The organism is Candidatus Poriferisodalis sp. (genome assembly GCF_965219595.1).
Taxonomy (GTDB): domain Bacteria; phylum Actinomycetota; class Acidimicrobiia; order Acidimicrobiales; family Poriferisodalaceae; genus Poriferisodalis.
The window spans coordinates 1,747,496-1,774,436 of the sequence record NZ_OZ244781.1; the positions used below are offsets into that span (position 1 = coordinate 1,747,496).

At 67.1% G+C, this 26,941-nt stretch carries 25 protein-coding genes; 14 read left to right on the forward strand and 11 right to left on the reverse strand.

The features are described from left to right. Positions 1-15: 15 nt before the first annotated feature. Positions 16-1,221: a hypothetical protein gene (locus ACOQPE_RS07830; RefSeq protein WP_420611254.1), complete on the reverse strand. Its 1,206-nt coding sequence runs from the start codon at positions 1,219-1,221 to the stop codon at positions 16-18. 89 nt (positions 1,222-1,310) lie between these two features. Between ACOQPE_RS07830 and ACOQPE_RS07835 the strand changes: the two genes are divergently transcribed. Further along, on the forward strand, positions 1,311-1,988 hold the full coding sequence (locus ACOQPE_RS07835; protein ID WP_420611255.1) for a dienelactone hydrolase family protein: 678 nt from the start codon (positions 1,311-1,313) through the stop codon (positions 1,986-1,988). A gap of 82 nt (positions 1,989-2,070) precedes the next feature. Here the strand turns inward: ACOQPE_RS07835 and ACOQPE_RS07840 are convergent, their stop codons facing one another. Continuing rightward, positions 2,071-2,964 (reverse strand): MaoC/PaaZ C-terminal domain-containing protein, encoded by an 894-nt coding sequence (locus ACOQPE_RS07840; RefSeq protein ID WP_420611256.1) that lies wholly within the window; start codon positions 2,962-2,964, stop codon positions 2,071-2,073. Between the two features lie 143 nt (positions 2,965-3,107). Between ACOQPE_RS07840 and ACOQPE_RS07845 the strand changes: the two genes are divergently transcribed. From ACOQPE_RS07845 to ACOQPE_RS07855, 3 genes are read left to right on the forward strand one after another with little or no spacing between them, the layout of a single operon-like run. Beyond that, on the forward strand, positions 3,108-3,854 hold the full coding sequence (locus ACOQPE_RS07845) for a lysophospholipid acyltransferase family protein (protein ID WP_420611257.1): 747 nt from the start codon (positions 3,108-3,110) through the stop codon (positions 3,852-3,854). A 23-nt stretch (positions 3,855-3,877) separates the two neighbouring features. Next, positions 3,878-5,128: a CaiB/BaiF CoA transferase family protein gene (locus ACOQPE_RS07850; protein ID WP_420611258.1), complete on the forward strand. Its 1,251-nt coding sequence runs from the start codon at positions 3,878-3,880 to the stop codon at positions 5,126-5,128. Next, positions 5,128-6,411 (forward strand): CoA transferase, encoded by a 1,284-nt coding sequence (locus tag ACOQPE_RS07855; RefSeq protein WP_420611259.1) that lies wholly within the window; start codon positions 5,128-5,130, stop codon positions 6,409-6,411. The genes ACOQPE_RS07850 and ACOQPE_RS07855 overlap by 1 nt, the downstream gene beginning before the upstream one ends. Before the next feature lie 25 nt (positions 6,412-6,436). Here ACOQPE_RS07855 and ACOQPE_RS07860 read toward each other — a convergent pair whose 3' ends face one another. Beyond that, positions 6,437-7,549 carry an LLM class flavin-dependent oxidoreductase gene (locus tag ACOQPE_RS07860; RefSeq protein WP_420611260.1) on the reverse strand — a complete coding sequence of 371 codons (1,113 nt, stop codon included), beginning with the start codon at positions 7,547-7,549 and terminating at the stop codon, positions 6,437-6,439. A gap of 217 nt (positions 7,550-7,766) precedes the next feature. Here ACOQPE_RS07860 and ACOQPE_RS07865 point away from each other — a divergent pair, with 217 nt between their 5' ends. Further along, on the forward strand, positions 7,767-8,510 hold the full coding sequence (locus tag ACOQPE_RS07865) for a helix-turn-helix domain-containing protein (protein ID WP_420611261.1): 744 nt from the start codon (positions 7,767-7,769) through the stop codon (positions 8,508-8,510). A 13-nt stretch (positions 8,511-8,523) separates the two neighbouring features. Here the strand turns inward: ACOQPE_RS07865 and ACOQPE_RS07870 are convergent, their stop codons facing one another. Together ACOQPE_RS07870 and ACOQPE_RS07875 are read right to left on the reverse strand one after the other, a co-directional pair. Then, positions 8,524-9,012, reverse strand: coding sequence for a type II toxin-antitoxin system HicB family antitoxin (locus ACOQPE_RS07870; protein ID WP_420611262.1), 489 nt, complete (start codon positions 9,010-9,012; stop codon positions 8,524-8,526). A 3-nt stretch (positions 9,013-9,015) separates the two neighbouring features. Continuing rightward, complete coding sequence (locus tag ACOQPE_RS07875) at positions 9,016-9,222, reverse strand: type II toxin-antitoxin system HicA family toxin (protein ID WP_420611263.1); 207 nt, start codon at positions 9,220-9,222, stop codon at positions 9,016-9,018. 127 nt (positions 9,223-9,349) lie between these two features. Here ACOQPE_RS07875 and ACOQPE_RS07880 point away from each other — a divergent pair, with 127 nt between their 5' ends. From ACOQPE_RS07880 to ACOQPE_RS07895, 4 genes are all read left to right on the forward strand, one after another. Further along, positions 9,350-10,201 (forward strand): LLM class F420-dependent oxidoreductase, encoded by an 852-nt coding sequence (locus ACOQPE_RS07880; protein ID WP_420611264.1) that lies wholly within the window; start codon positions 9,350-9,352, stop codon positions 10,199-10,201. A 99-nt stretch (positions 10,202-10,300) separates the two neighbouring features. Next, positions 10,301-11,881, forward strand: a complete 1,581-nt coding sequence (locus tag ACOQPE_RS07885) for an acyl-CoA carboxylase subunit beta (protein ID WP_420611265.1) — start codon at positions 10,301-10,303, stop codon at positions 11,879-11,881. A gap of 212 nt (positions 11,882-12,093) precedes the next feature. Continuing rightward, complete coding sequence (locus tag ACOQPE_RS07890; RefSeq protein WP_419907314.1) at positions 12,094-12,795, forward strand: ABC transporter ATP-binding protein; 702 nt, start codon at positions 12,094-12,096, stop codon at positions 12,793-12,795. A gap of 10 nt (positions 12,796-12,805) precedes the next feature. Continuing rightward, the gene (locus tag ACOQPE_RS07895; protein ID WP_420611266.1) at positions 12,806-15,253 is read left to right on the forward strand and encodes an FtsX-like permease family protein; all 2,448 of its coding nucleotides are present in this window, start codon (positions 12,806-12,808) and stop codon (positions 15,251-15,253) included. A gap of 10 nt (positions 15,254-15,263) precedes the next feature. Here ACOQPE_RS07895 and ACOQPE_RS07900 read toward each other — a convergent pair whose 3' ends face one another. The 4 genes from ACOQPE_RS07900 to ACOQPE_RS07915 are packed head-to-tail and all read right to left on the reverse strand — an operon-like array spanning position 15,264 to position 18,456. Continuing rightward, positions 15,264-15,419 (reverse strand): hypothetical protein, encoded by a 156-nt coding sequence (locus ACOQPE_RS07900; protein ID WP_420611267.1) that lies wholly within the window; start codon positions 15,417-15,419, stop codon positions 15,264-15,266. Between the two features lie 45 nt (positions 15,420-15,464). Beyond that, entirely contained in the window at positions 15,465-16,373 is a 909-nt protein-coding gene (locus tag ACOQPE_RS07905; RefSeq protein WP_420611352.1) for an IS982 family transposase, read from the reverse strand. A gap of 53 nt (positions 16,374-16,426) precedes the next feature. After that, the gene (gene gluQRS, locus ACOQPE_RS07910; protein WP_420611268.1) at positions 16,427-17,248 is read right to left on the reverse strand and encodes a tRNA glutamyl-Q(34) synthetase GluQRS; all 822 of its coding nucleotides are present in this window, start codon (positions 17,246-17,248) and stop codon (positions 16,427-16,429) included. Then, the gene (locus ACOQPE_RS07915; protein ID WP_420611269.1) at positions 17,245-18,456 is read right to left on the reverse strand and encodes a nitroreductase family protein; all 1,212 of its coding nucleotides are present in this window, start codon (positions 18,454-18,456) and stop codon (positions 17,245-17,247) included. The genes gluQRS and ACOQPE_RS07915 overlap by 4 nt, the downstream gene beginning before the upstream one ends. Before the next feature lie 40 nt (positions 18,457-18,496). On the opposite strand from ACOQPE_RS07915, the gene ACOQPE_RS07920 reads away from it, so the two are divergent. Together ACOQPE_RS07920 and ACOQPE_RS07925 are read left to right on the forward strand one after the other, a co-directional pair. After that, complete coding sequence (locus tag ACOQPE_RS07920; protein WP_420611270.1) at positions 18,497-20,149, forward strand: hypothetical protein; 1,653 nt, start codon at positions 18,497-18,499, stop codon at positions 20,147-20,149. Positions 20,150-20,179: 30 nt separating this feature from the next. Beyond that, positions 20,180-21,340, forward strand: a complete 1,161-nt coding sequence (locus ACOQPE_RS07925; protein WP_420611271.1) for a pyridoxal phosphate-dependent aminotransferase — start codon at positions 20,180-20,182, stop codon at positions 21,338-21,340. A gap of 72 nt (positions 21,341-21,412) precedes the next feature. Here the strand turns inward: ACOQPE_RS07925 and ACOQPE_RS07930 are convergent, their stop codons facing one another. After that, on the reverse strand, positions 21,413-22,555 hold the full coding sequence (locus ACOQPE_RS07930; RefSeq protein WP_420611272.1) for an LLM class flavin-dependent oxidoreductase: 1,143 nt from the start codon (positions 22,553-22,555) through the stop codon (positions 21,413-21,415). A 127-nt stretch (positions 22,556-22,682) separates the two neighbouring features. On the opposite strand from ACOQPE_RS07930, the gene ACOQPE_RS07935 reads away from it, so the two are divergent. The 3 genes from ACOQPE_RS07935 to ACOQPE_RS07945 all read left to right on the forward strand — a co-directional run bounded on the left by ACOQPE_RS07935 (position 22,683) and on the right by ACOQPE_RS07945 (position 25,264). After that, on the forward strand, positions 22,683-23,981 hold the full coding sequence (locus ACOQPE_RS07935) for an AMP-binding protein (RefSeq protein ID WP_420611273.1): 1,299 nt from the start codon (positions 22,683-22,685) through the stop codon (positions 23,979-23,981). Positions 23,982-24,058: 77 nt separating this feature from the next. Next, complete coding sequence (locus ACOQPE_RS07940; RefSeq protein WP_419914278.1) at positions 24,059-24,367, forward strand: NIPSNAP family protein; 309 nt, start codon at positions 24,059-24,061, stop codon at positions 24,365-24,367. 93 nt (positions 24,368-24,460) lie between these two features. Further along, positions 24,461-25,264, forward strand: coding sequence for an HpcH/HpaI aldolase family protein (locus tag ACOQPE_RS07945; protein WP_420611274.1), 804 nt, complete (start codon positions 24,461-24,463; stop codon positions 25,262-25,264). 51 nt (positions 25,265-25,315) lie between these two features. Here the strand turns inward: ACOQPE_RS07945 and ACOQPE_RS07950 are convergent, their stop codons facing one another. Then, on the reverse strand, positions 25,316-26,914 hold the full coding sequence (locus ACOQPE_RS07950; protein ID WP_420611275.1) for a hypothetical protein: 1,599 nt from the start codon (positions 26,912-26,914) through the stop codon (positions 25,316-25,318). Positions 26,915-26,941: the final 27 nt, after the last annotated feature.

Here is a 26,941-nt window from a genome sequence, read left to right on the forward strand (position 1 = left end):
TCGGTGGCGCCGAGCTCAGGGCGTTTCGGTGACCAAGGTTCGGTGGTAGACGGCTCGCACGGCCAGTGCCTCGCGCAGCTCCTCGGTCATGTCCTCGGCGAACTCTGAGCGGTAGCTGGAGTCGAGTACGACCGACACGGCGAACTGCAGGCCGGAGAACAGCCCGATGAAGGCCGCTACCAGCACGAGTTGGCGGCTGAACAGCAGTTCGCCGCTCCAGAGCGGAAGACGCACGACCCACGAGCCTTCCCAGGTGACCTGGCTCAGCGTGGTCCACTGCAGCAGTGTGCTCTCGCGCACGGTGAAGATGCCGAAGAGCACGTAGAAGCACGTCACGATCACCGCCACCAGCGCGATCTGGATGCTCTGGGCCACGAACAGCAGCAGGCTGACATTGAATCGAGCCCGGCGTCCCAGCGGCGGTGAGTCCGGAGGCGGGGCCTCCTCGGCGGGCACCAACTTCGCCACGGGAGTGTTCGCGCAGCGAGAACGCACATCGGCCCACGACGGGAAGCGGGCCATGTCCACCGCAAGGCGTCGCACCGAGATAATGACGAACAGCGCCCCGACTGCCATGAGCAGCAGGGCGACCATGCCGAAGAACGGCAGTGTGAAGTCGTTGGCTACCTGCCACATCTCGGCATTCAGGAAGATGAACGCCGAGAACACCAGCAGTATCGGGAGCGACTTGGCCAGCAGCGTCATCATCTGACCCACCTGGCGCCACAGTTGGCCTACCGACCACCGCACCATCGGCAGCAGGCCCCAGCTCGTCACTACGTATGCGCCGACGAGCAGCACCGCGTTCAAACCCAGGGCGAGCGCTGCGTCGACAATGACGGCATTGGAAGATCCCAGACCGGCGAAGACGGCGCCGAGCCCGAGATAGGCGAGCACCTCGGTGATGCCGAACCGCTCGGGAAGCTGCCACAGGCGTCGGCCGCGGATCCGGTTCACGAGCGCCATGGCGCCGGCCATCACTGTTGAACCCACCACGAAGATTCCGGCCTGGGCCCAGCCCGTCCACCGGTCTCCGAACACGAAGAAGAACTCGATGAACACCACAAACGCCAGAAACGGCGCAGCGCGGGTCAGCACATCGGAACTTGCCGAATAGTCGTGTATCAGGTGCGGCAGGCCTCGGTGAACGAACCACCGCTCGCACCGATGTCGCTCGGCTGCGAGGTCGTGCTCGTTGCTTGACTCGCCGGGGCCGTCCATGACCGAGCACCTTAGGAAACCCGTGGACGGCGGCCAAAGTGGTGGCTGCCAAATCATCGGCGGTGCTCGGGCCGCTAGACATTGGCGCCATGGGACAGACGATTTCCTTGACAGCTTCAGACGGCGTGACCTTCAGCGCATACCGGGCCGATCCTGACGGTCCGCCCAAGGGCGGTGTGGTGGTCGTGCAGGAGATCTTCGGTGTGAACGACCACATCCGTAGCGTCGCCGACGGCTATGCGGCCGACGGCTACCTGGCGGTAGCGCCCGCACTGTTCGACCGTGTGCAGGGCGGCGTCGAACTCGGCTACAACGCCGAGGGCATTGACGTCGGGCGCAAGATCGCCTTCGAAGATCTCACTGTGGACCAGGTCATGGACGACATCTCGGCGGCGGCCGATTGCGCTGCCGACGGCGGCAAGGTCGGCATCGTCGGCTATTGCTGGGGCGGGTCGATGTGCTACGTGGCCTCAGCCCGGCTAGCCGACAAGATTGCGGCGGCGTCGGGTTACTACGGCGGGCAGATCATGCCCCACCTCGACGAGCGACCCACCGCACCGCTGTTGCTGCACTTCGGCACCGAGGACCACGGCATCCCGCTCGAGAATGTGCATGCCATTGACGAGCGTTGGGATCACATCACCGTGCACATCTACGACGGTGCCGATCACGGCTTCAACTGCGACGCGCGTGCCAGCTTTCACCCCGATGCGGCAGCACTTGCCAAGCAGCGCACGCTGGATCATTTCGCCCAGCACCTGAGCTGAACCGCTCGGGGGCCGCAGCAACCGACCTGCTTGATGACCGGCTCTGCGACGCCGAGGCGCCGACGTCGCTCGGCAGCTGAGGTCAGTCGCTCAAGAAGATGACACCGCGGTCGACTGCGGGGCCGCCCTCGGCGTTGAGCACATCGAAGCGCACGGCCTCGGTTGCGCCGCTGCCGTCGCTGATGGGGATTACGTCCCAGATGCGTACGGTGATGGTCGAAGGCATGAGCACCATGGCGCGGAAGCGGCAGACGATCCGGCGCACCCGGTGGGGATTGCCGTCGGCAACGGCGTCGACGACGGCCGAGACGCCCAGCGCAAGCGTGGCGGTGCCGTGCAGGATGATGCCCGGCAGCCCGGCCTTGCGGGCGACCGCGGCGTCGGTGTGGATCGGGTTCCAGATGCGGGCGCATTCGGTGTAGGCGTGTGCTGCCCCGTGTGCCACTGGCACCCCGATCTCGGCGAGCGGCTCGGCGGGCAGGTCGCCGAAGTCCGGCTCGGCAGGGGCGTCGGGATCGGGCCTGTTGCCACCGGTGGTCTCGACGTTGAGGAACACCCCGCCCTGGTACGTCGTGGCAACCGGGTTCCCGTCGGCATCGGCAGTGTCGATGCGCATGGTCTGGTAGGTGCCGGGCTTGCGCTGCTCGACACCGGTGTAGGTGACGCTGGTGGTGAGATGGTCGCCGGGGCGCACCAGCCGGTGCACCGTCAAGTCATGGGTGGCGTGCACTGAGCGCCGGACCTCGTCGGGTGTGATGCCCCAGCGGTCGGAGATATCGCGGCCTGCCACGATGACGGGCCACTCCGGGCACACGGCGAACATCGGGTGCGCCACCACGCCGTCGTCGCCCAGCGTGTCGAAATAGCAATCGTGGGTGTCGCCGAGCGACGCTGCGTAGGCCATCGTCCAGCGCTCGTCCACATCGTGGGTGATCGGCCCGATCACCTCGCCAACCATGTCTGAAGGAACCGGCATCGTGCTTCCCCTCGCTCTGACGCGCAGAGTAGTCAGCGCCGACCGTCAGGCGGATGCCCATGGTGGCTGGCATGCCCGGCCATCGCCGTTGCGTCAGCGAGCCGGGTCGTCGCGCGACCACTGAGAAACGCCAGAATCACCGTGTGGACATCGGCAAGCGATTGCGACACCTGACCAGGCCGGGCGGACTGCTGGCCGATGACGGTCTCGCTGGGCTACTGGCGTGGCGGGCGGCGCGGGGACTGATACGCATCCTGCTCTTTCGCATTTTCCGGCTGCGCGCCACCGGGTTCGAACGCTTGCGGGCGGACGGCCCGTTGATCTACGCGCCGGTGCACCGCAGCCACCTCGACGGCCCTCTCATCGGCGGCCTCACCCATCGCCGGGTCCGGTACCTCGGAAAAGAGGAGCTCTTCCATCCCAAGCCGCTCGGCTGGTTCATGCGCTCGATCGGCACGTTTCCGGTGCGACGCGGCGAGGCCGACCTGGATGCGATGCGCGCAGCGCTCGGCCTGCTCAAGGGCGGCGCGGCGATGCTGGTCTTTCCGGAGGGAACACGTCAGCCCTCCGACGACATCGGCCCCGTGTTCGACGGCACTGCGTGGCTGGCGGCGAAGTCGGGGGCACCGGTGCTGCCGGTGGGCATTGCGGGCACGCGCGAGGCGATGCCCAGCGGCGCGAAGTTCCCGAAGCGGACGCAGGTAGCGATCGTGGTGGGCGAGCCGCTCGCGCCGCCGACCGGACCCGATGGCGGCCGTGCCAGGCGACCGGACATGACGGCATGGACGGCAACGCTGCGAGATGCCCTCGAAGACTGCCAGCAGCGCGCGCGAGCGTTGGCAAACGAGCCCGGCCGCGCCCGTACGCCTATGCGCGACCTCGTACCGTGATCGGGCCGGATCACCGTTCGCCGGTGTGGCCCACGGCTGAACCAGCAGCGTTGGCCGGCATCCGCATCTGCGACTTCACCGGGCAGCTCGCGGGCGCCGGCGCCACCAAGATCCTGGCGGCTCTCGGCGCCGAGGTGATCCGTATCGAAGACCCGGTACGACAGGGGAAGTGGGACATCCTGCGAGGCACCCAGCCATTCGTGGGCGACCACCGCGGCATCGAAGCCGGAGGCTCGTTCAACAACCACAACGCCGGCAAGCTCGGTATCACGCTCAACCTGCGCGACGACCGGGCCAAAGAACTGCTCCGCGACCTGGTTGCGGTTAGCGACGCCGTCACTGAGAACTTCGCGGCCGGCGTGCTCGAGCGGCTCGGCTTCGGCTACGAAGCGCTGCGGCGCATCAAACCCGACATCGTTTACGTGTCGAACTGCGGCTTCGGGGCCGATGGGCCCTATGGCAGTTTCCGCTCGTGGGGACCGATCGTGCAGGCCGTGTCGGGTCTCACGTTCCAGTCGGGGCTGCCCGACTTGCCGCCCGCCGGCTGGGGCTACTCGTTCATGGACCACACCGGCGCCTACTACATGGCCACGGCGATCCTGATGGCGCTGTTCCACCGGCGGCGCACCGGCCAGGGCCAATGGGTCGACCTCGCGTGCATCGAGGCAGCAGGAACGCTCCATGGCGCCGCGTCGCTGGACTTCACTGTGAACGGCCGCCCGGCCCGACGAAGCGGGATGCCCAACAGCAACCGATCCCAATCACCCGCGATGGCACCTCACGGCATATGGGCCTGCGACGGCGACGACGAGTGGGTCGCGATTGCGGTGCGCCACGATGACGACTGGCAGCGCTTCGCCGGAGCGGTCGGTGAGCCGTGGACCGGCGACGAGCGGTGGGCGCGCCTCGCCGGGCGCTTGGCGCACGAGGACGAGCTGGAGCGTCTAGTCGGCAGCTGGACGGCCGGCCGCCCCAAGCACGATGTTGCGGGATCGCTCGTCGCGGCGGGTGTGCCCGCTGCGCCGGTGCTGCGCCCGAGCGAGCGCATCGACGGCGATTCCCGCACCCGGGACTGGGGCCTGTGGGTCACCGTGCCGCACAGCGCCGTAGGTGACACCCGGGTCGAGGGCCTGCCCGTCCGCCTGTCGGAGACCGACTGGGCGATCGGCCGTGGCGCTGCGTGCTTGGGTGAGGACAACCCGTACGTGTTCGGCGAGGTGCTCGGCCGCAGCGCCGACGAGATTGCCGAGCTCGAAGCCGACGGGGTCATCTGATGTCTGCGTTCGATGCCTCGTCCCCAGCAAGCCCCCGCCCCCTCGACGGTGTCCGCGTCATCGAGCTGACCTCAGAACGATGCGCGCTCGCAGGCAAGCTGCTCGCCGACATGGGCGCCGACGTCATCGTGGTCGAGCCGCCCGGCGGGTCGCCGATGCGCGCCTACGAGCCGTTCGCCGGCGACGAGCCCGATCGGGAACAGGCGCTGTGGTGGTGGCACTACAACACTTCCAAGCGCTCGGTCGTGCTCGACCTCGACGAGACCGTCGGTGCTGATGACTTCCGCCGACTTGTGAGCACCGCCGACATGGTGATCGAAGCCGAGCCGCTCGGCCGTCTCGACGCAGCGGGGCTCGACTGGCGCCAGCTCGGCGCGGTTTCGCACGCGGCGACCGGCGCAGCCCAGCCCTCGACCGATGCCGGCAGGCGCAACGAACGGCTCATCTGGGTGTCGATCACGCACAACGGGCGAGAGCGCTCCGACCCTCCGGCCACCGATCTCACCGTGCTGGCTGAAGGCGGTCCCGTGTGGTCGTGCGGCTACGACGATCACACCATTCCTCCGGTGCGAGGCGGCGGCAACCAGGGCCTGCAGATGGCCTGCCACTACGCCGCCGCCACGCTGATGGCAGCGCTGATGTGGCGGGAGGACTCAGGCCGCGGGCAGCTCATCGACGTCTCCATGCTCGCTGCCGCCAATCTGACCTGTGAGTTCGCGACCTACTTCTGGCTGAACCAGCAGGTCGATGTGCAGCGCCAGACCGGCCGCCACGCCCTTCCGCAGATCTCCGAGCCCACCCAGGTGCGCTGTGCAGACGGGCGCTGGCTCAACACCGGCGTGCCGCCCCGGCGCGGACCCGAGTTCGCAGCCCTCTCAGGGTGGCTGGCCGAGTTGGGCCTAGCCAGCGAGTGCCCCTATACCGAGCTGCTGAAGCTGGGCGAGAGCTATGAGCAGATCGACATCCTGCACCTCGACGCCGATCCGCTCAGCGCGGAAGTGTTCGGAGCCGGCCGCGACACCATCAACTTCCTTGCCGAGCGCCTCGGCGCTCACGAACTGTTCGTGGGCTTGCAGTCGATCGGCCTCGCCTGCGGCATCGTCTATTCGCCAGAGGAGATGCTGGCCGACGAGCACTTCGTGGCCCGGGGCTTTCCCGTCGAGATCGATCACGACGGCACCCCGGTCACCTACCCAGGCGCGCCCTACAGGTTCTCAGCCACGCCGTGGCGCTCCACACGGGCGCCACGTCTCGGCGAGCACCAGGATCTGCTCGCCGACTGAACGCCGCAGCACAGTCAGCAGTCTGCTAGGCAGCTGCGGTCACTGGTTCGGTGGCGGCGAGGCCCACGGGCGGGGCGTCCCACTCCTTGAGCACAGGCAGCACCTCGGTGGCGAACAGATCGCGGTTGCGGCGCGCCTCGGTCCAGGTCATGCCGGCGTAGCAGAGGTTCGGGAAGAACGCCGCCATGTCGATCTTGTCCTTGATGATCTGCAGCTTCTCAAGCACCTGATCTGGCGTCCCGTAGGGCATGAGCCGGGTGAAGTCCTCGGCAGCGCCACGGGCCCCGTGGCGGTCGATGTACTTCGAGATGCCCTCGTAGAACTCGTAGCCCTTGACGCCTTCGTGCGGCCGCTTGGGCCCGAACTCGTAGTGCTTCATCACCGTGCCGTAGTAGTTGCCGATGTGCTCCATCGCCTTCTCCTCGGCACGATCTGCGTTGGTGTCCACCCAGCAGAAGCCGCCTGACAGGGGCGGGGGCGGCGGTGCAGTGTGGTGCTTGGCCCACTCGCCGTGGTACGCGGCGAAGTCGGATTCGACGATCTCCCAGGGCTTCTGGGGGATCACCAGCAGGCCGATGCCGAGCTGTGCCATGAGCGGCATGCCTTCAGGCGACACGGCAGCGGCGTAGGTGCGTCCCTTGAACGAGTGCTCCGGCCGGGGGCGGATCTCACGGCGGGGCTGGGTGACGAACTCGCCGTCGTGCTCCACATAGCCCTGCTCGAGGCCCTCGATGAGCATCTTGGCGTACTCCAGGAACCGCTCCCGGCTGGAGTTCATGTCCACCCGGAAGCCCTCGTACTCGATCCGCGCCAGGCCGCGGCCGATGCCCAAGATCAGCCGGCCGTCGGACAGGTTGTCGAGCATCGTGACCTGCTCAGCGACGCGCATCGGGTCGTGCCACGGCAGCACGATGACCGCGGTGCCGAGCTGCAGGTTTGTCTTGCCGGCGACCCAGGTCAGGAACTGCACCGGGTCGGGGCACATCGTGTAGTCGGTGAAGTGGTGCTCCACCGTCCAGATCGAGTCGAAGCCGAGATCCTCGGCCTCCTCGACCATGCGGATCTCCTGCTCCCAGACCTCGCGGTCCGAGAGTGCGTTCTCCGGATTCTGAAAAACAGCCGAGTAACCGACGTGCATGACGTGCCCCCTACCTCTGGCCGCTTGTGCCGCGACCAAAATCTAATGTTAGGCAGATTCTCGACCTTCCGTGGCCGGGCCGAAGCCGTTGCCGCGATGTGCGTACGTGCTGCCGCAGAGCCAGCACGTTTCACGCGCAGTGGAGCCATGCACGGTCGAGGACCCGACGGTTAGCGTCGGTCCGAATCGAAGCAGGAGAACGCAGGAGAACACGGTTATGGAGACAACGGCGGTAGCGCGCAGCATGCGCGGCTCAGTGGGAATGCTGGCGATGGACTGGCTGATGGACCCGTCCACCCTGGAGAAGGCCGCGCAGCGTGGCATGGCCGAGGGCCTCGGGGCGTATGCAACCGGCCGGCTGGGTGTGCTCGGCGAGTGCCCGGTCGACAACGTGATCGGCGCAGCGTTCTTCTGGAATCCCGACACCATGCGCTCGGCCGTCGAAGCGGGCCGCGCGGTCATGAGCCCGTCGCAGGGGGCGCTGATCTGGGCCGACATCTGCACCGAGTACGGCGAGAAGCGACTCGCCGGGATGGAGGGCGCGGAGCGTTTGGGGGAGCTGCTCGAGCGGGTCGTCGACGCTGCAGTTCCCCAGGGTGCGCCGACCTTTGTCGGCTGGCGGGATATGCCTCGACCAGGCCAACCCGGCCCGGCTCATGCCTTCTTCATGGCACAGATCATGCGCGAGCTGCGCTTCGGCCGGCATGCGGTTGCCGTGCAGGCGCTGGGCATGGGGCCGCTCGAGGCGATCCTGTCGGGTCCTGCCGGCGAATGGAATGCCGAGTTCTTCGGCTGGCCCAAGCCCTACCCCGACGTCAGTGATCTCGGCGATGCCCGCGAGGAGATCGAGTCGCTCACCGACAAGCTGCATGCGCCCGACTTCGAGTGCCTGACGCCCGATGAGCGGGCCGAAGTGCGCGAGCTGGCCAAGGCGGCGCGATTCCACAATCCCGACGAGTAGCGGGGACTGCACGTCAGGCGACGGTCGCAGGCTCCTCGCTTGGCGCCCACTGCTCGAGCGGTGCGGCTTCGCTGACCATTTGCAGGCCGAGGGCGGCGAGAGCTCGTTCGACCTCGTCGGGCTTGGCGGGCCGGTAGATGTCGGTGAGCCGTTTGGCGTGCGAAGGGCGCATGCCGATGCGGCCCGCCAACTCTGCAGCGGTGACGCCTTGAGCCAGCATGGCCTCGTGGAGCGCGAACTGCGAAGCCACCCCGGGCGACACCGCCACGACGACCTGACCCGGCGCCGGCTCGCTTGGCTCTGGCAGCGGTTGGGCGTCGTACACGCAGAAGTTGAGCGCCGTCTCGAGGCAGTCACGTAGTCGGCCGTTCACCTCTTCGAGCGTGTCTCCGCAGGTGTGCGCCCCGTGTACATCAGGAAACGTTGCGTTGTAGCCCTCCCGGCCGGTGTCGCGCAGGTGCTCTTCGTCGAGTTCGACAGTGCACGGATACGCATGCGGCATGTCTCAGAACTCCTGCTTGTCGATTCCCAGATCGCGCAGAATGCTGCGAAACGTCCCTGGCTTCATCTCGCCTCTCGGCAGTGTGGTCTTGCGATCTCCCAGCCACACCTCGGCGTGGCTGCCCTTGCCGTGGTCAGGCCGATACTCGATCTGCAGCCCACGCTTGCGAGCGTAGCGGCGGAGTCTGCGCAGGAATTCCTGGTCGGTCACTGCTCGCCATACCAACCGAGTCGGCAATGTGCGGCAAGCGAATTTCGGCGCCGCGGGAATCCGCGGCGCTGATCGGCCATGATGTTCGCCGCCGCGCCGCCCGAGCGCGGCGGACAGGGGCTTCCAGATGAGATTCGGCCTGATCTCAGCGAACTTGATGGGCAACGTCGATGGCGCTGCGGCGCAGGAGACCGCGCAGACCGCTGAGGAAGTCGGCTTCGATTCGCTGTGGGCGATCGAGCACGTGGTGGTACCGAAGTCGTACAGCTCCACCTACCCCTACGACGACGGCGGGCGCCTGTTCAAGGGCGCCAGCCAGCTCGATCACTCCGACCCGCTCATCTGGCTGGCCTATGCCGCCGCAGTGACCACCCGCATCCGCCTGGCGACCGGCATTCTCATACTGCCCCAGCGCAACCCCCTGATCCTGGCAAAGGAGATCGCCTCGCTCGACCGCCTGTGCGGCGGGCGTTTCGACTTCGGCATCGGCGTGGGATGGCTGCGCGAAGAGTTCGACGCACTCGGCGTGCCCTTTGATCGTCGGGGTGCGCGCACCGACGAGTACATCGCGGCGCTGCGCGTGCTGTGGACCGAGGAGGAAGCCGAGTTCCACGGCGAGTTCGTGGACTTCGACCCGGTCTACTCTCAGCCCAAGCCCATCCAGCAGCCGGTGCCGATCCTGGTAGGCGGCCACAGCGACCGCGCCGCCCGGCGCGCCGGTGAGCTCGGCAACGTGTTCTTCCCGGCCGAACGGCCTGCTGAGGTGCTCGCGGGGCTCTTCGAAGCGACGCGTCGCTATGCCGAGGCCGCGGGACGCGACCCAAGTGAGATCGAGATGTGGACGACCGGCGGGACCGACCGCGCTCACCTCGATCAGCTCGTCGAGCTCGGCGTCAGCCAGGTGATGGTGCCCGGGCGCAGACCGCCCCAGCTCGGCGAGACATACGGGCAGATCCTCGCTGATTATGCGGATGCCTGAGGCTGAGCCGAACGGCGAAGCCGTGGCCAGAGCGGCCCGTGAGCGCAGCGAACAAGAGCGGAAATAATGGCGAGGAGGCTCTAGTGCAGGAGGCAAGCAATGGCTGAATACGGCGACGGCGACGCGATCAGCCACGAGCAACGGGTTGCCGAGATGCAGGCCCGAGCCGAGGTGATCCGGCGGGACATGGGCGGCGCGTCGAAGGTCCGCGCCATGGAGGCCGAAGGCGACCGGACGATCCGCCAGCACATCGATGCGTTCCTCGACGACGGCTCCTTCCGTGAGATCGGCACGTTCAGCCGGTCGCTCCGTCCCGAGATGCGCGACATCACGCCCGGCGACGGCAAGATCGGCGGGCACGGCAATGTGGACGGCCGGCCGGTGGCAGTGTTCGGTGACGACATCACCGTGCTGCGCGGCTCGAGCTCCATCGTGGGCACTCGCAAGGAAACCCGCCTCTACGACCGCGCGCTCACCATGGGCATTCCTGTCGTGCACTTCGGCGAGACCGGCGGCGGCCGCATTCCCGATCTCATGGGTTCGGAGGGCATCTCCGAACCCGGTGCCATGTTCGAGATGGCCCAGCGGCGTCACCGGGTGCCGATGGCCACCATGATCTGCGGCCAGTCGTTCGGCGGCTCGTCGTTCGTGTCGGCCATGAGCGACTACGTGGTCATGGTGCGCGGCTCGTGCTTGGCAGTCACCTCGCCGAAAGTGTTCGAGATCGCCACCGGCGAGGTCATCTCATTCGAGGACGTGGGCGGTGTGGACGTGCACGCTCGCATCACTGGGCAGATCGATCTCGGCGTCGACACCGACGAGGAGGGGTATGAGGCAGTCCGGCGGTGGCTGTCGTACATGCCGTCGAATGCGTGGCAGCCAGCGCCACGGGCCGAGCCGACAGGAGATGACGGACCCGACCCCCAGCTTGCCAAGATGGTGCCGGCCCGGCGCACCCGCGGCTACGACATGCGACGCGTCGTCGCCCGCATCTGTGACCCGGGGTCCGTCTTTGAGATGCAGCCGAACTACGCCCGCAATGTGGTGTGCGCGCTCGCCCGGCTGGACGGGTACGCGGTGGGCGTCATTGCCAACAACCCGATGTTTCAGGCGGGAACCCTCGACCCGCAGGCCTGCCACAAGGTCATTCGCCTCGCGACCGTGTGCGACTCATACAACATCCCCATGATCTTCCTGGTGGACGTGCCGGGTTTCATGGTTGGCAAACGCGTCGAGCACGACCTGATGCTCCACTGGGGCATTCGCATGATGCATGCGCTGCAGAATGCGTCCACGCCCACGCTCACGGTGTGCCTGCGCAAGGCATTCGGCATGGCTTGGCAGGCCATGAACGGCTCCCGGATGCCGAGCCATGGCATCTACTGCTGGCCTGGTGCGGAGGTCGGCTTCATGGATCCTGAAGTCGGCGTGAACGTGGCGTTCGGCTCGAAGCTCTCGCGCATCGCCGATCCCGACGAGCGCGAGGCCGAGCGGCTGAAGCTCGTGGCCGAGGTGGCTGAGGCGACGAACCCCTTCGAAGCAGCCGGCACGATGCGCATCGACGAGATGATCGACCCGGCCGACACCCGCAGTGTGCTCATCTCGGACATTCGGATGCTGGCCAATCGGCCGGTGCCGCCGCCCGAGCAGCGACCGCTCAGCTACTGGCCGAGCTGCTGAGGCCCGGGCCCGAGCGGCCCGTGAGCCCAATCGCACGAAATACGGGAACAAGAGCGGGAAACAACGGGTGCGGTTCACCTGGCTGAGTAGCCCACGGACTAGCCAGCGAGCAGTAGCGTCTTGGAGCAATGCCGAGCGACCATGATGACGGTCGAGAGTTTCAGTAGTTCGTACCATTACCGACGTCGGCAGCGACTGGGGAGATCTCTGAGGTGATCGATCTCGAAGGCGTCACGAAGCACTACGAGGTGGGTCCCGTGCTGGTCACGGCGCTGGCCGGTATCGACCTGCACGTCGATACCGGAGAGTTCGTGGTCGTGCTTGGTGCATCCGGCAGCGGCAAGACCACGACGCTCAACATCATCGGTGCCCTGGACGTGCCGTCGTCTGGCAAGGTGACCGTCGGGGGACGCGATCTCACCACGTCAAGCCGCAGCGAGCTCTTTGCGCTGCGGCGCGAGACGGTCAGCTTCATCTTCCAGAGCTTCAACCTCTTCCCGGGTTTGACCGCAACCGAGAACGTCGAGTTCGGCATGGACGTCTCCGGCAAGAGCGGATCGGCCGATCCTGCCGACATACTCGACTCCGTCGGGCTCGGCCACCGGCTCGGTCACTTCCCGCATGAGCTGTCGGGCGGTGAGCAGCAGCGCGTCGCCATTGCGCGAGCACTCGCCACCGGCAACCCGGTGCTGCTCGCTGACGAGCCCACAGGCGAGCTGGACTTCAAGACGGGTGCCCAGATTCTCGAATTGCTCGCCGAGCAAGCCAACCAGGACCGGGCAGTGCTCGTGGTGACCCACAACCGCGAGATCTCCCGGATGGCCGACCGCGTCGTGGAGATGAGCAGCGGGCAGATCATCAGCGACGGTCCACCCGAGGGCGGCAAAACCCCGCTGTCCGAACTGCACTGGTAGGCCCGCAGCCATGTGGTTGTTCCGGCTGCGGTGGTCCCTGCGGGACGCGCGCAAACGCTGGATCCAGATCGTCGCCATCGGCTTCACGCTGGCGATCGGCATCGGGCTGTACGCGGGCCTCTCGAGCGTGACGCAGTGGAGGCTCACCTCCATTGACAAGAGCCTCGAGGCCACCAGCATGTACGACCTGCGGGCGACGGTCGGCGAGGGCGGGGATGTACCGGCCGGCTCGCTTGCTCGCATCGCCAGCGAGATCGACGGCATCGACCGCTACAACGAACGCCTCCTGTTCGACACCCAGGTCGAGACCGTCGTCGACGGCGAAGAACTGCTGGTGCATGGGCGCATTGTCGGCATGGACCTGTCGGGGAGCGAGCCCGTCGTCAATGACGTCTACCTGATCGACGATGCTGCGCGGCCGGTCTCGAACAGCGCAACACCGCAGGTGCTGGTCAATCGGGGCTTCTCGACCTTCTGGGACTTGCCGACGAGCGGCGCGCTGACTGTGGGCGGCGACGTCGGCGTGGACTACGTCGGCTCTGCCGTGTCACCGGAGTTCTTCCTCATCATTGAGGGGAACGGATCGCTCGGCAGGTCCAACCTGGCGGTGCTCTTCGCTCCGCTGGCCGCCGCGCAGGACATCTCGGGTCGGTCTGGCGTGGTCAACGACCTGGTGCTCACCCTGGAGCCCGGTGCCGACGCTGCGGCGGTGACCCAGCAGCTCACCGAAGCCGCCGCGTCGCAAGGCGGTGTACTGCTGGACGTCCTCACCCGAGAGGCGACGCCCTCGTACATCGGCTTGACCGGCTCGCCGGAGATCGACCAGGGCATCTACAACGCCATCTCGCTCCTGCTCTTCGTTGGAGCTGCGTTCGCCGCGCTCAACTTCTCGGCCCGCATGGTCGAAGCACAGCGGCGCGAGATCGGCAACTCCATGGCGATCGGGGAGCATCCCCGGACGATCGTCATCCGGCCGCTGCTGATCGGTCTGCAGATCGGCATCATCGGCATGATCCTGGGCGTCGCCGTGGGCTACGCGATCGCCTTCCAGACGGTGACCGTCGTGCAGGAGGTTGCGTGGCTGCCGATCTTCGAGCAGCCCTTCCAGGCGGGCATCTACGCGCAGGCCATGGCGCTCGGATTCGCAGTGCCGGTGCTTGCCGTGCTCTGGCCTGTCCTGCGCGCCGTCAGGGTGCGGCCGGTCGACGCGATTCGCTCAAGTCATCTGGCATCGAGGGGCGGCAGTCTGGGGCCCATCATCAGCCGCATCCCCCTGCCGGGCCGCAGCCTCGAGCGGATGCCGTTCCGGAACCTGATGAGGGCTCCCCGCCGGACGTTCCTGACGCTGCTGACCTTCACCATGAGCTTGGCGATCATGTTCGCCATGCTGGGGCTGGGCAGCACCTTTACGGCCACGCTTGACGACGGCAACGAAGAACTGCTCGGTGGCGAGCCTGACCGCTTCACGGTGCAGCTGGATTCCTTCTACCCGGTCAACTCGCCGCAGGTCCAGGACGTGCTCACCAATCCGACGGTGCAACTCGGCGAGCCGGCGATGGTGCTCGGGGCCAATGTCACCGCCGCCACGTCAGAAGCCGCCGACGACCCGATCCGGCTGGATCTCGCGGTCCGCTTCGTCGATTTCGGCAGCGCCGTGTGGACACCGACCGCGACGGAGGGAGCGCTGTCGCGGGGATCGCCGGGCATCGTGCTCGCCGACAAGGCCGCTCGTGACTTCGGTGTGGGGGTCGGCGATGATGTCATCGTGACGCATCCGGCGCTCGTCGACGGGGCATTCACCTACAGCACGCGCACCCTGCCCGTCGCGGCGATCCATCCGCATCCGCTGCGGCTCAACGCCTACATGGATCTCTCGCAGGTGTCCACCTGGGGCTTCGGCGGTCTTGCCAACATCGTGACCGGCGTGCCGGCAGACGGCAGCAGCCTGAACGACGTGAAGCGAGCGCTCTTCGGCAGCGGCACGGGCGTGGCACTGGTGCAGGGGTTGAATGAGACGTTCCAGTCCTTGGAGGATTCGCTGGAGCAGTCCAGCAGCGTGTTCGTCATCACGCGGATCTTCGTCATCTTCTTGGTGATGCTGATCGCGTTCAACACCGCCAACATCAATGTCGACGAGCGCTCCCGCGATCACGCCACGATGTTCGCCTACGGCATACCCGTGCGGCGGGTGATCGCGAACCTCTCGGTGGAGGGGCTGCTGCTGGGCGTGGTTGCCGTCGTGCTCGGCGGTCTGTTCGGCTACGCCCTGTTGCTGTGGATGGCGCTGTTCCAGATGCCGACGGCTGTGCCCGATGTCGGGATGATCGTGTCGGTGCGCTGGTGGGAGATGGCGGCGTCGTTCGTCGTGGCGTTGGCCGCGATCGCGCTGGCGCCTTTGTTCCCTGGTCGCAAGCTGAAGAAGATGTTCATTCCGGGCCAGCTCCGGGTCATGGAGTAAGGCTCCACAGCTATTGCGTCTGTGCCTCACCTTTAAGCGCGGGGGGTTCGTACACCCACGGCTGTCGTGGCAGCACTGCAGGGTCGAATTGCTGCGCTGTCTCGGCGAGACCTTCGAGGCTCATCACGGGGTCGAGTTCGAGGCTGGTGAGCAGGAGATTCACCACGTCGAGCGGTGTCTCGCCGAGTGCTAGATGATTGGTTCCAAGGGGTCAGTGGTCGTAGTGGGTGAGGGTGCGTGCTGGCAGGTGGGGGTGGTGGGTTCTGTTGTGCCAGATGGCGGCGGTGAGAGCGAGGATGCGTGCCAGGACGCGCACGGCGACGCCGGCGCGGGTGCGGCCGTTGTGGCGTTCGAGGCTGAGCTGGCCTTTGAGGGTGTCGCAGACCGATTCGATGATCTGGCGGAACGGGCGCAGGAACCGCTGGTGGGGGCGGGCGGGCTCGTTGCGGGCGGCGGGCCGGATGAGGGTGATCCCGGCGTCGTTGAGCCGGTTCTCGAAGTCTTTGCTGCGGTAGCCCTTGTCGGCGATGAGCGTCTGGCCGGGGCGGGCCAGGTCTGCGTGGTCGATCATGGCGGCGCAGGTGTCGCGTTCGTCGGCCTTGGCGCCTGCCAGGGCGAAGCTGATCGGCAGCCCCGCCGGGGTGGTGATCAGGTGCAGTCGCAGCCCCCAGAACCAGCGCGAATGCGACGCGCACCAGCCGTATTGGGCCCATCCGGCGAGCTCGGAGCGCACCGCGGTGGGTCGGCTCGTGCCGCACGGCACCGGCGTGGAGTCGGCCAGCCACACGTCGTCGTGCCAGTCCGGGCAGTCGCGGGCCAGCGCTGCTGTGACGTGGCCGATCATCTCGCCGGCGCGGCGCAGCCGCTTGTTGAAGCCCTCTCTGTTGGGCAGGTACGGGAACCACGGCCGCAGGTGCTGATGAGCGAAGCGCACGAACCCGCGCTCGGAGTCGTACCCCAATAACGCCGAGATCACCGCCAAAGTGACCAGCTCCGCGTCCGACAGCTTCGGTGCGAACCCCACACGGGGCCGCCGCGGCGCCCAGCCGGGATTGTCGGCCAACAGATCGTCAATCCTCACATACAGTGCCGTCGCGAGGGTGTCCAAGTCCGGGTTCATGCCCAGGTCCTCCAGGATCGAGGTGCAGGTACACACCCCGAGCTTGGACACCCTCACCCCACCAACAGCGGACCCCCCACCCCTTGGAACCAATCATCTAGACGGTCTTGGAGTGTCACGGCGCCGTCTCGTTTGGCTAGGCGGCGGCCTACGGGGCCCAGAACGAGTGGGACGTGGGCATATGAGGGCGGTTCGATGCCGAGCAGTTGAGCGAGGTGGGCCTGGCGGGGCGAGGACGGCAGGAGGTCGTCTCCTCGCACGATCTCGGTGATGCCTTGTGCGGCGTCGTCCACGACTACCGCGAGGTTGTAGGCGGGCGTGCCGTCGCCTCGCTGGATCACGAAGTCGTCGACGGTGCCGGTGTAGGCGCCGAGCTGGCGGTCGACGACAGTCACCTCGGTGGGCTCGGGACCGTCCGAGCCAACGCGCAGCCTGAGGGCTGGTGGTCGGCCGCTGCTGCGACGCTGTTCTCGCTCAGCCGGTGTCAGGTGCCGGCAGGTTCCGGGGTAGGCGCCTTCGGGTGATGGTCCGTGCGGGGCTGCCGCGGCTTCGGCTATCTCGCGCCGGCTGCAGAAGCACTCGTAGGTGAGGTCGCGCCGGCGCAGGTCGGCGATGGCGTCGCGGTAGCGGTCCAGGCGCTCGCTCTGGCGGACTGGCTCGCCGTCCCAATCGAGGCCGAGCGCGGCCACGTCGCGCAGCTGCGAGTCGTAGAACTGCGGCCGCACGGCCCCGTCGAGGTCTTCGAACCGCCACAGGAACCGCCCGCCGGCAGAGCGGGCGAACAGCCATGCCAGCAGCGCTGTGCGGAGGTTGCCGAGGTGCAGGTCGCCTGTGGGGCTCGGGGCCCAGCGACCGATTGTCGGGCGTGGGGTCAAGCGCTGCCCTCGGCGAGCGCCTTGATGCCCTCGACGCAGCGCGCCATGTTCGCCAGATGCTCGTCCTGGCGGCGGGACAGGATGCGAGGCTCCTTGTCGGGCATCGCCGTGATCGCCACCGAGAGGCCCGATTCGCCCGGACCGATCCGCACGGTATGACGCAGGCGGCAGCGCTGACCGTGCAACACGTCGATTTCGTAGCGCCACCGGGCGCCGGCTACCTCTTCGGTCTCGCCGGTTGCCCAGCCGAACAGCACGTTGGGCTCGTACTCGGTGACCGTGAGATCGATGTTCCACTCGCCGATGGCGGGATGCTGGTTGTGGCCAATGAACTTGGCACCAGCGGCCGGCCCGTCGTAGCCCGGGGCCCACTCGGCGCGCACAAACTCCTCGGAGAAATCGGCTCCGGCGTTGATGTCGCTGACGATCTCCCAAACGCGTTCGGCAGGCGCGTCGATGTCGACTTCGACTGTGGCGCCGGGACCCTCGCTCAGCGAGCGGGCTGCTGACTCGTCACCGCGTGCCTCCCAGGTGCGACCCCAGCCGTCCACGTACGCGATCTCATTGGCGCGCCGGCGTGGCACCGAGCCGAACTCGGTGCCCTTCGCATAGGCCAGCGGAAGCAGTGCGACTGGCGTGACTCCCTCAGGGATGCCGAGCACGTCGCGCAATTCGTCTTCCTTGTTCAGAATTGCCGTCGTCCACGCCGTAGCGAGGCCCCGGGCGCGGGCCGCGAGGCAGAAGCTCCATGCCGACTGCAGGACTGAGTCGAACAGGCCCGGCTTGCCGCTGTCATCGTGGACTCCCCACACGCAGGGAATGACGATGACCGGCACCTCGGCGAGATGTTCCGCGAGGTGGAACGCCGACTTCATCACCTGTTCCATCGGGTGCCCGGTTCCCGCGGTCGCGTCGCGCCCCCGCTTCATGAACGCGCCGACGACCGAGTTGTACATGTCGCCGATGGCCTGACGCTGCTGTGGGTCACGGATCAGCAGCCATCGCCGGCTGGCCTGGTTGCCGCCGCCGGGACCCTGCTCGGCCACGTCGATGCAGTCGAGCACGACTTCGTGGGGGACCTCACGTTCCAGGTCGAGGCGCAGCCGCACCGAGCGGGTGGTCGACAGCACGCCGTCGACCGACGCGAGGTCGACAGCGGCCGTGTCGTAGCGGGCGGGCACGTGGGGGTTCAGCTCTGGTGTCGGCATGCCGCCAGTATTGCCGTCTCACTCAATAGTTTCTCCGAGCGTGATGAGACCCCCGCCGGCCGGCTCGCTGCCGAGCCGCATGGCCAAGCCATGGCCCGAGCAGTTTGTGGGCCTGTTTCGAATGGGGACGGGGAGCAGGATCGGAAAGCAGCTGGCTCTGGCTGCCCTCGCCGTGCTCGCCGCCGCGTGCCTGCCGGGTCGTGTGGAGACGCACGAGCCTGCGGCTGCTGCCGGGGAGGATGCTGGCGCGGTTGCTGAGACGACGGCTTCCCGAGCGCCAGAGCCATCCGAACTGCCTGCGCCCGCTACGACTGTTCGCGACTGCTCGCCGCGGGACGCAGCCGACGACCTGCCAATCGACATCGCTGCTGCTGTGCTCGCGAGCGTCCAGATGTCGCGTGCGCTCTACGACTGCGCCGACGAGATCGGCTTGGCGTTCGCCGATGATCCGGAGGCGATCCTCACGCTGGCCGCACGCGGGATTGGCGGACCGCTGCTGCTGATCGAGTCGTGGTCGGCAGCCGAGCCGATGACCGAGATTCAGCGGCTCGCGCCAGAGCGGATCGTGGCGGCAGGCTTCAACGAGCAGCGACTCTCCCAACAGCTCCCCGGCTTCGATATCGAGTGGGTGCCCGTCAATCCATCGGCAACGCTGCCGCATCGAGACGCTCCCCCCGAGCGGGTCTGGATCGTCGGCAATGCCGAACAGGCTGCAGTGTTCGGGGCTCTCGGAAGCCAGATCGACGCAGCGGCGCTGACGGTGAGCGAGGGCGACGACTTGCGAGCTCTGCCTGTGGCCGATCGCGCCATGCTGCGCGACGCTGCGCACGTCGAGTTGCGCTCGGACCTCGGCCCCGACGCAGCGTGGCAGCTGGAGGTGGTCCGCGGCGGCCACGAAGTACCCGGAGGCGGCCTGCTTCTGTTCGAGCCGGGCCGCGCCCGCCGCCTCGTGGCCATGTACGGCCACCCGGCGACATCGCAGCTCGGTGTGCTGGGCGAGCAGGACCCAACCGAGGGCGTGGCCCGCCTCGCGTCCATCGCGGAGGGCTACGACGCTGACGGATCCGATGTGGTGCTCGCCTTCGAGATCATCGCCACCGTTGCGTCAGCCAGGGCCGGCCGTGACGGCGATTACTCCAACGAGACCGCTCTCGACGACATCAGGCCATGGGTCGAGGCGGCGGCTGCCAATGACATGTACGTGGTGCTGGACCTGCAGTCGGGCCGAACCGACTTCCTCACGCAGGCGAAGCACTATGAGGAATTCCTGCGGCTTCCGTACGTCGGGCTGGCGCTCGACCCCGAATGGCGGTTGCGGCCCGGCGAGGTGCATCTGCAGCAGATCGGAACGGTCGATGCTGCCGAGATCAACGAGGTCGTCGGGTGGCTGGCCGGCCTCGTGCGTGAGGAGGCTCTGCCTCAGAAGCTGTTGATCCTGCACCAATTCCGCTTCTCGATGATCACCAACCGCGAGCTCATCGAGACCCCAGCAGAACTCGCAGTGATGATCCACATGGACGGGCAGGGTCCGATCAACACGAAATACAGCACATGGAATGCGTTGACCGGCGAGCCAGACGCCCACCGCTTCTACTGGGGCTGGAAGAACTTCTACGACGAAGACTTCCCGACGCCCACCGCAGAACAAGTGCTGGCTCAGACACCGTCGCCGTTGTTCGTCTCCTACCAATAGGCCTGAGGTACAGCCTCTAGCCTCCGCGACATGGCACGGCTGCCGTACTTGAGCTCGCGCCTGCAGGGCTACCAGTCGACGATCTTCGCCGAGATGTCGGCGCTGGCGGTTCGCACTGGTGCCATCAACCTGGGCCAGGGCTTCCCCGACACCGACGGGCCGGCGGAGGTGCTCGAGGCAGCGGTCGCAGCGATACGCGGCGGCACCGCAAACCAGTACCCGCCGGGCATCGGCATCGTTGAGCTGCGCCATGCGGTTGCCCGCCACCAGAAGCGGTTCTGGGGCATGGAGGTCGACCCCGACAGCGAAGTGCTCATCACCGCTGGTGCGAGCGAGGCTTTGGCCGCGAGCATCCTGGCGCTGACCGAAGTGGGCGACGACGTGCTCACGTTCGAGCCGTGGTACGACCTCTACGGCGCCGTGATCTCCATGTCAGGCGCTGTGCGCAAGGTGGTCACCTTGCGGCCGCCCGACTACGGCTTCGATCCCGACGAGTTGGCAGCGGCGGTCACGCCGCGCACCCGAATGCTGGTGCTCAACAGCCCGCACAACCCGACCGGCAAAGTGTTCAGCCGGGCCGAGCTGGAAGCCATTGCTGCCGTGGCCATCGAGCGAGATCTCATCGTGGTCACCGACGAGGTGTACGAGCACCTGGTGTTCGACGGCGAGCACATCCCCATCGCGACGCTGCCCGGCATGGCCGACCGCACGGTCACGATCTCCAGCGGCGGCAAGACATTCGCCGTCACCGGCTGGAAGATCGGCTGGGTCTGCGCCCGCCCGGAACTGGTGGCGGCAGTGCGCACGGCCAAGCAATGGCTGACCTATGTCAGCGGCGGACCGTTCCAGCACGCCATCGCCGCGGGGTTGGATCTCGGCGACGACTACTTCACAGCCCAGGCCGAGGATCTGCGCGCCAAGCGGGACCGGCTCTCGGAGGGTCTGCGCTCGACCGGCCTCGAGGTCTTCGAGCCGTCTGGCACCTATTTCATCACTGCCGACATTCGCTCGATCGGGCACGATGACGGCGTGGAGTTCTGCTGGGGTCTGGCTGAACGGATCGGCGTCGCGGCGGTGCCCAACGTGGTCATGTACGACAACGTCCACGAGGGCCGCCACCTCGTCCGCTTCGCCTTCTGCAAGCAGCACGACGTCCTCGACGCCGCCATAGAGCGCCTCCGCACCCTCTAGCCCGCAAGCTGGTTGATCGCTCGGGCTAGGGCAGCGACCCGTGCTGCGCCGAGTGTTGCCCGGATGCTGGGTTCAGGAGCTCGCTCGCAGGGGAGCGATCACGCCTTCGGCGAATTCGTTGAGCATGGCCAGCTCTTGGTCTTGCGTGAAATAGCCGACGTGGTGCCACAGGAAGAACTCGGTAACGCCGAACTCCTCGTGCAGCGAGGCGACGTGGTCGAGTTCCTCCTCGCGGCTGCCGCGCCAGACGCGACCCATCGGCACCACGTAGGGCGGCGCGTTGTAGGCCCAGTTGAACAGCTCCTCGAAGCCTGCGTACAGGTCGGCGCCCTCGGCCGGCGTGCGGCCCATCGTGAGGTGGCCGCCGATCGCCAGTGCATCAGCCGCCGTGGTGTCACGCCCCGAGTTGTGAGCCTCCTCGAGGTAGATGTCGAGCGCTGTGCCAATGAAGCTCTGCCGCTCGGGCGCCACGAAGCTGACCATCTTGCCGCCCTCGCGGGCCCAGAACTTCGAGGTCTCCATGCTGTAGCTGAACGGTGCGTACACCGGCGGGTGCGGCTGCTGCAGCGGCCGGGGCACGATGCCGATCTCGCGCAACGTCTTGTTCTCGTCGACCGCCGTCGGGTCGAAGTCGTCGGTCGGCGGGAAGTGCCACTCCATCTCGGGCGGGGCCTGCCAGAACTCGCCTCGGATCGACACCTTGTCCTGCGTCCACAGCGACTTCACCAGGTGCCAGTTCTCGTACAGGGCCCGGCGGCTTCGCTGGTCGGCATCGGATTTGTCGGACTCGGTGGAGGTGATGCCGAGGTGCTGGCCGAACGTGCCGGTCCAGCGCGGAGTGTTGCCACGCGTGAAGCCCACGAAGGTGCGCCCGCCGGTGAAGTGGTCGAGGATGGCGATGTTCTCGGCGAGCTGGATCGGGTTCACGGCGGTGAGGTTCATGCCGAGCTGGCCCACCCGCATCCGCTCGGTGTGCTGGGCCACGAAGTAGTCCCAGAACAGCGGGTTGGTGGTGGTCTCGATGCCTTCCACCTGCATGTGCTGCTCGGTCATGGCGAAGCCGTCGTACCCCACCGACTCGGCGAACTGCATCTGGGTCCGCACGTGATCCATGAGGGTCTGCCAACGCTCGGGCATCGACCCGGGGAGGCCGATCTGCTCGCCGCGACGGCGCATGTACGGCACCACGAGGATCGTGAAACGGAAGTCGGTCATCGAGACTCAGGGTCCTTTCGGCTCACAGCACTTTGCGGCAGCGGCCGCACAGACTGCAACACTAGGAAACCGGCTGGCTCCTGAACCGGCCAGCCCAGCGCCATCCGATTGGAGGAGGAACCGCCAGATGCCCAAGTTCGAGCCCACCGCCGGGCGGGGTCTGCATCCCATTGAGAATGCCCCGATCCCGGAGATCCGAGCGCTCCAGCTGGAGCGGCTGAAGTGGAGCCTGGCGCACGCCTACGCACATGTGCCTGCATACCAGCAGCTGTTCGACGAGGCGGGCGTCCACCCGTCCGATCTGCACACGCTCGACGACTTGGCGCGCTTCCCGTTCACCTCCAAGACCGAGCTGCGCGAGAACTACCCCTTCGGCATGTTCGCCGTGCCGCGCGAGCAGGTGCTGCGGGTGCATGCCTCCTCGGGCACCACTGGCAAGCCGACCGTGGTCGGTTACACGCAGTCCGATCTGGACATGTGGGCGCATGTGTTCGGGCGCTCGCTGATGGCGGCGGGCGTGCGACCGGGCGACGTGGTCCACGTCTCCTACGGCTACGGGCTCTTCACCGGCGGGCTGGGGGCGCACTACGGAGCCGAGCAGTACGGGTGCACCGTGGTGCCGGCATCAGTGGGCCAGACGGCCCGGCAGGTGCAGCTGCTGGTGGACTTCGACGCCGATGTGCTGTGCGCTACGCCGTCGTATGCGCTGGTGGTCGCCGACGAGTTTCGCAACCAGGGCATCGACCCGGCGTCGACGTCGCTGCGCGTGGGGATCTTCGGCGCGGAACCGTGGTCCGAGGCGATGCGGGCCGAGCTCGAGGAGGCCTTCGGCATCGACGCCGTCGACATCTACGGCCTCTCCGAGGTCATCGGCGGCGGTGTGGCCAACGAGTGCGTGGAGACCAAGGACGGGCCGACGATCTGGGAGGACCACTTCTATCCCGAGGTCATCGACCCCGATTCGGGCGAGGTGCTGCCCGAAGGCGAGACAGGCGAGCTGGTGTTCACGTCGCTGACCAAGGTTGCGATGCCGGTGATCCGGTACCGGACCCGCGACATCTGCTCGCTGCAGCCCGGGACCGCCCGGTCGATGCGCCGCATGGGGCGTGTGGCTGCCCGTACCGACGACATGCTGATCATCCGCGGCGTCAACGTGTTTCCCAGCCAGTTCGAGGAGCTGGTGTCGGCCGATCCGAGGCTGACCGGGCATTTCTTTCTCGAAGTGCACTCTGCGGGCCGAATGGAGGGCATCACCGCAGTGGTGGAGCCCAAGCCCGACGCCGGCGACCACGAGGCCATCGCCGCAGGCTTCGCCGCCACCGTCCGCCAGCGCATCGGCATCTCTGTGGAGGTGCGGACCGTCGAGCCCGGCGGCATCCCGCGCTCAGAAGGCAAAGCCCAGCGCGTCCGCGACCTCCGAGGCTGAGCACATGGGCGGCGCGCTACGGTGCGGCGGTCGAGCCACGACGGGGCATGGCTTGAGCACGGTCGAAGGAGACAGTCATGAGCTTTGTGGAGATGCGGCACTACCGGCTGAAGGTGGGTGCCCCTGAACGCTGGGTGAAGGAGTACTTCGAGAAGGGCTACGAAGCGCAGCGCAAGTACCTGGGGGAACCGGTGGGCTACTACACGACCGAGTTCGGCGGCATCAACGAGATCTACCACCTGTGGCGCTACGACACGCTCGAGGAGCGTGCCCAGAAGCGCAAGGCGCTGTTCGAGGATCCGCAGTGGCTGGAGTTCGTCAGGGAGATCGCGCCCCTGGTGGAGATTCAGGAAAACGTGATGCTGCGCGACATCTTCGAAAGCTGAGCTGACGGCCATCTGTCGTTGGCAGTGAGCCGGGCTGCGGCTCGGCTCGTGAACTTGCATTGACCCTGTGAACGGAGACGGGAGCGCACACACATGCCGAACACGATGATGGATGCCTGGGCCGCTGGAGACGAGACGCTGGGCACATGGCTGTCGATGGCGTCGAGCCATTCTGCCGAGATCGCCGGGCGGGCCGGCTTCGACTATGTGTGCGTCGACATGCAGCACGGCGTGGCCGACTACCAGGTCGCGGTGGAGATGATGCAAGCCATCGAGATGGGCGGCGGAACACCCATCGTGCGCGTGCCATGGAACGAACCCGGCATCATCGGCCGGGTGCTCGACGCGGGGGCGCGGGGCGTCGTTGTGCCCATGGTGAACTCGATCGCCGAGGCTCAGGCGGCGGTGGCGGCATGCAAGTACCCGCCGCTGGGCGCCCGCAGCTTCGGGCCGGTGCTGGTGGCTGCCCGGGCCGCAACGGGGGAGAACTACTTCGATGTGGCGAATGCGACCACGGCCTGCATTCCCATGATCGAGACCCGCCAGGCGGTCGAGGCGCTGGACGAGATCCTGGCGATCGAGGGCGTCGATGCGATCTACGTCGGGCCTGCGGACCTGTCGATCAGCTATGGCTACGGCCCCGGCTACACCGACGACCACGCCGACTACAAGGCGGCGCTGGAGCACATCGCCGAGCGGTGCGCCGCACATGGCGTGGTAGCAGGCATCCATTCCACGGCGGCCCTGTCGGCGGACCGCCGTGGCAAGGGCTTCCGCATGCAGACGGTGGCCGGCGACGCCATGGCGCTCGGCCGCGGCATGGCCCGCGACCTGCGCACCGCCCGCGAATCCGGCACCGCCGAGGCCGCCACCGGAGCCGACTCCAAGATCTACTGACGTGCAGAAGCATCGGCTCAGCCGTGAATGGGTCCCTCGCTGCTCTTGGACTCAGCCGTCGGGCGTATCCGGCAGGTCGACTTCGGCGTCTTCAGGCTCGTCGCGGTCAATGAGCGCCTTGGTTCGCTGCGCCGCTGAACCGACTGCGGACGCAGTCGCCGTGGCGGCGCCCGCTGCGAGGCGTCCGGCAGCCTGAGCTGTGCCGACCGCCCCTCGTCCGGCTGCTGATGCTTGCTCGGCTGAGAAGCGTCCGACGCTTGCCGCCGAGTTCGCGACTGCCTGTCCGGCGGTCGCGGTGCGGCGCACTGCAACCCGTCCTGTGTCGGCCAAGAAGGTGCCGATTGCATCGCCGAGGGCGCATGCCTGATCGGCAATCTGCCGTATGACCTTGGCAGCGTCTTCCTTGACGAAGGTGCTGATCGCATCCAGTGTCACCTTCTTGGCGGCGACATGCGCGAGCACTCCAGCGGTGATTCCGGCGAGGAGAGCAACCCCAGCCGATCCGCCGGCAATGCCAACGAGCGTGACCGTGCCCAAGACGGATGCCGAGGTGATCAGACCCTTGAGCATGCCTTCGGCGAGCTCGTCGTATTCGTCGGCGAAATGTGCCTTGTGAAAGGCGCGTGCTAAGGCTATGACCGCGACGGGCATCAGCAGCGGGTTGACGCTCACTGCCGCTGATATGCCCATGCCGACGGCGAGGCGAGCGAAGGTCTCGGTGTCGGCTCGATTCCATCCGAAGATGACCGAGACCACGCCGATGGCGCCGCCCAGCAGGTCGCCGGCGTCGTAGGTATTCAGCTCGCGGAACCAATCCTTGGGTATGCCGAAGGTCGACTCGAGCGAGTCTGCGACGGCATCAAAGGTCGCCTTGTCCCAGTTGGCCAGCGGCAGGCCCCGTGGGGTAGAGACATCGCGCAGCAAACCCTGAACTGCACCCAGCGCTTCTTCGATGAGGCTGTCATCGGGAGACGCCGCGTGAGCCGCACTGAATGCGCCGGGAATCGTATGCCCGCCATCGAACAGCCGGTGCCAACTGCCGCCGATACCGGTCTCGATGAATGCAGCGTCCATCGCCTTGTCGTAGATGGTGGCACTGCCCTTGACGGCCGCCGCGACCAAGTCATTGATTGATGCGGCGAGATCGCTCGCCACGAGCGATTGCGCCGCTGACAGCACCGCCGCCGACCGGTCGATGCTCATGTCGCGCATCCGCCGTACGCCAGTGACGACGGCACGTCCGCTGGCAATTCCGGCCCTGGCGGATCCGCTGCCAATGGTCTTCGCTGCCGATGCGCTCGTCGCCACTGCCGCCTCGGCGCCATCGCTGATGGCTCGCCCCGCCGATGCACCGGCTGCGGCTGCTGTCTTGGCGCTCTCTTCGATGACCCGCGCCGTCGACGCTGCGGTTGCGGAAGCGGCCTCGGCCGCCCTGCGACTTCCGGAGATGGTCGCGTCAGCCGTTTGCTTGGCAGTTTCAAGCGCCTTGTCGGCGAGGCGACTGAGACGTCCAGGCTCATCGTTCTCGGGTTCTGGTTCCTCCTGCGAAGCGGGCGGCGGTGCCAGCGGGTCGGTGCAATCGGACGGCTGGTCTCCCGCTGCCGACCGGCGATCGGCAGTTTCGTTCAGATCCTGTTGCACGTTGCTCATTCGGCTGAGACTAGATGATTGGTTCCA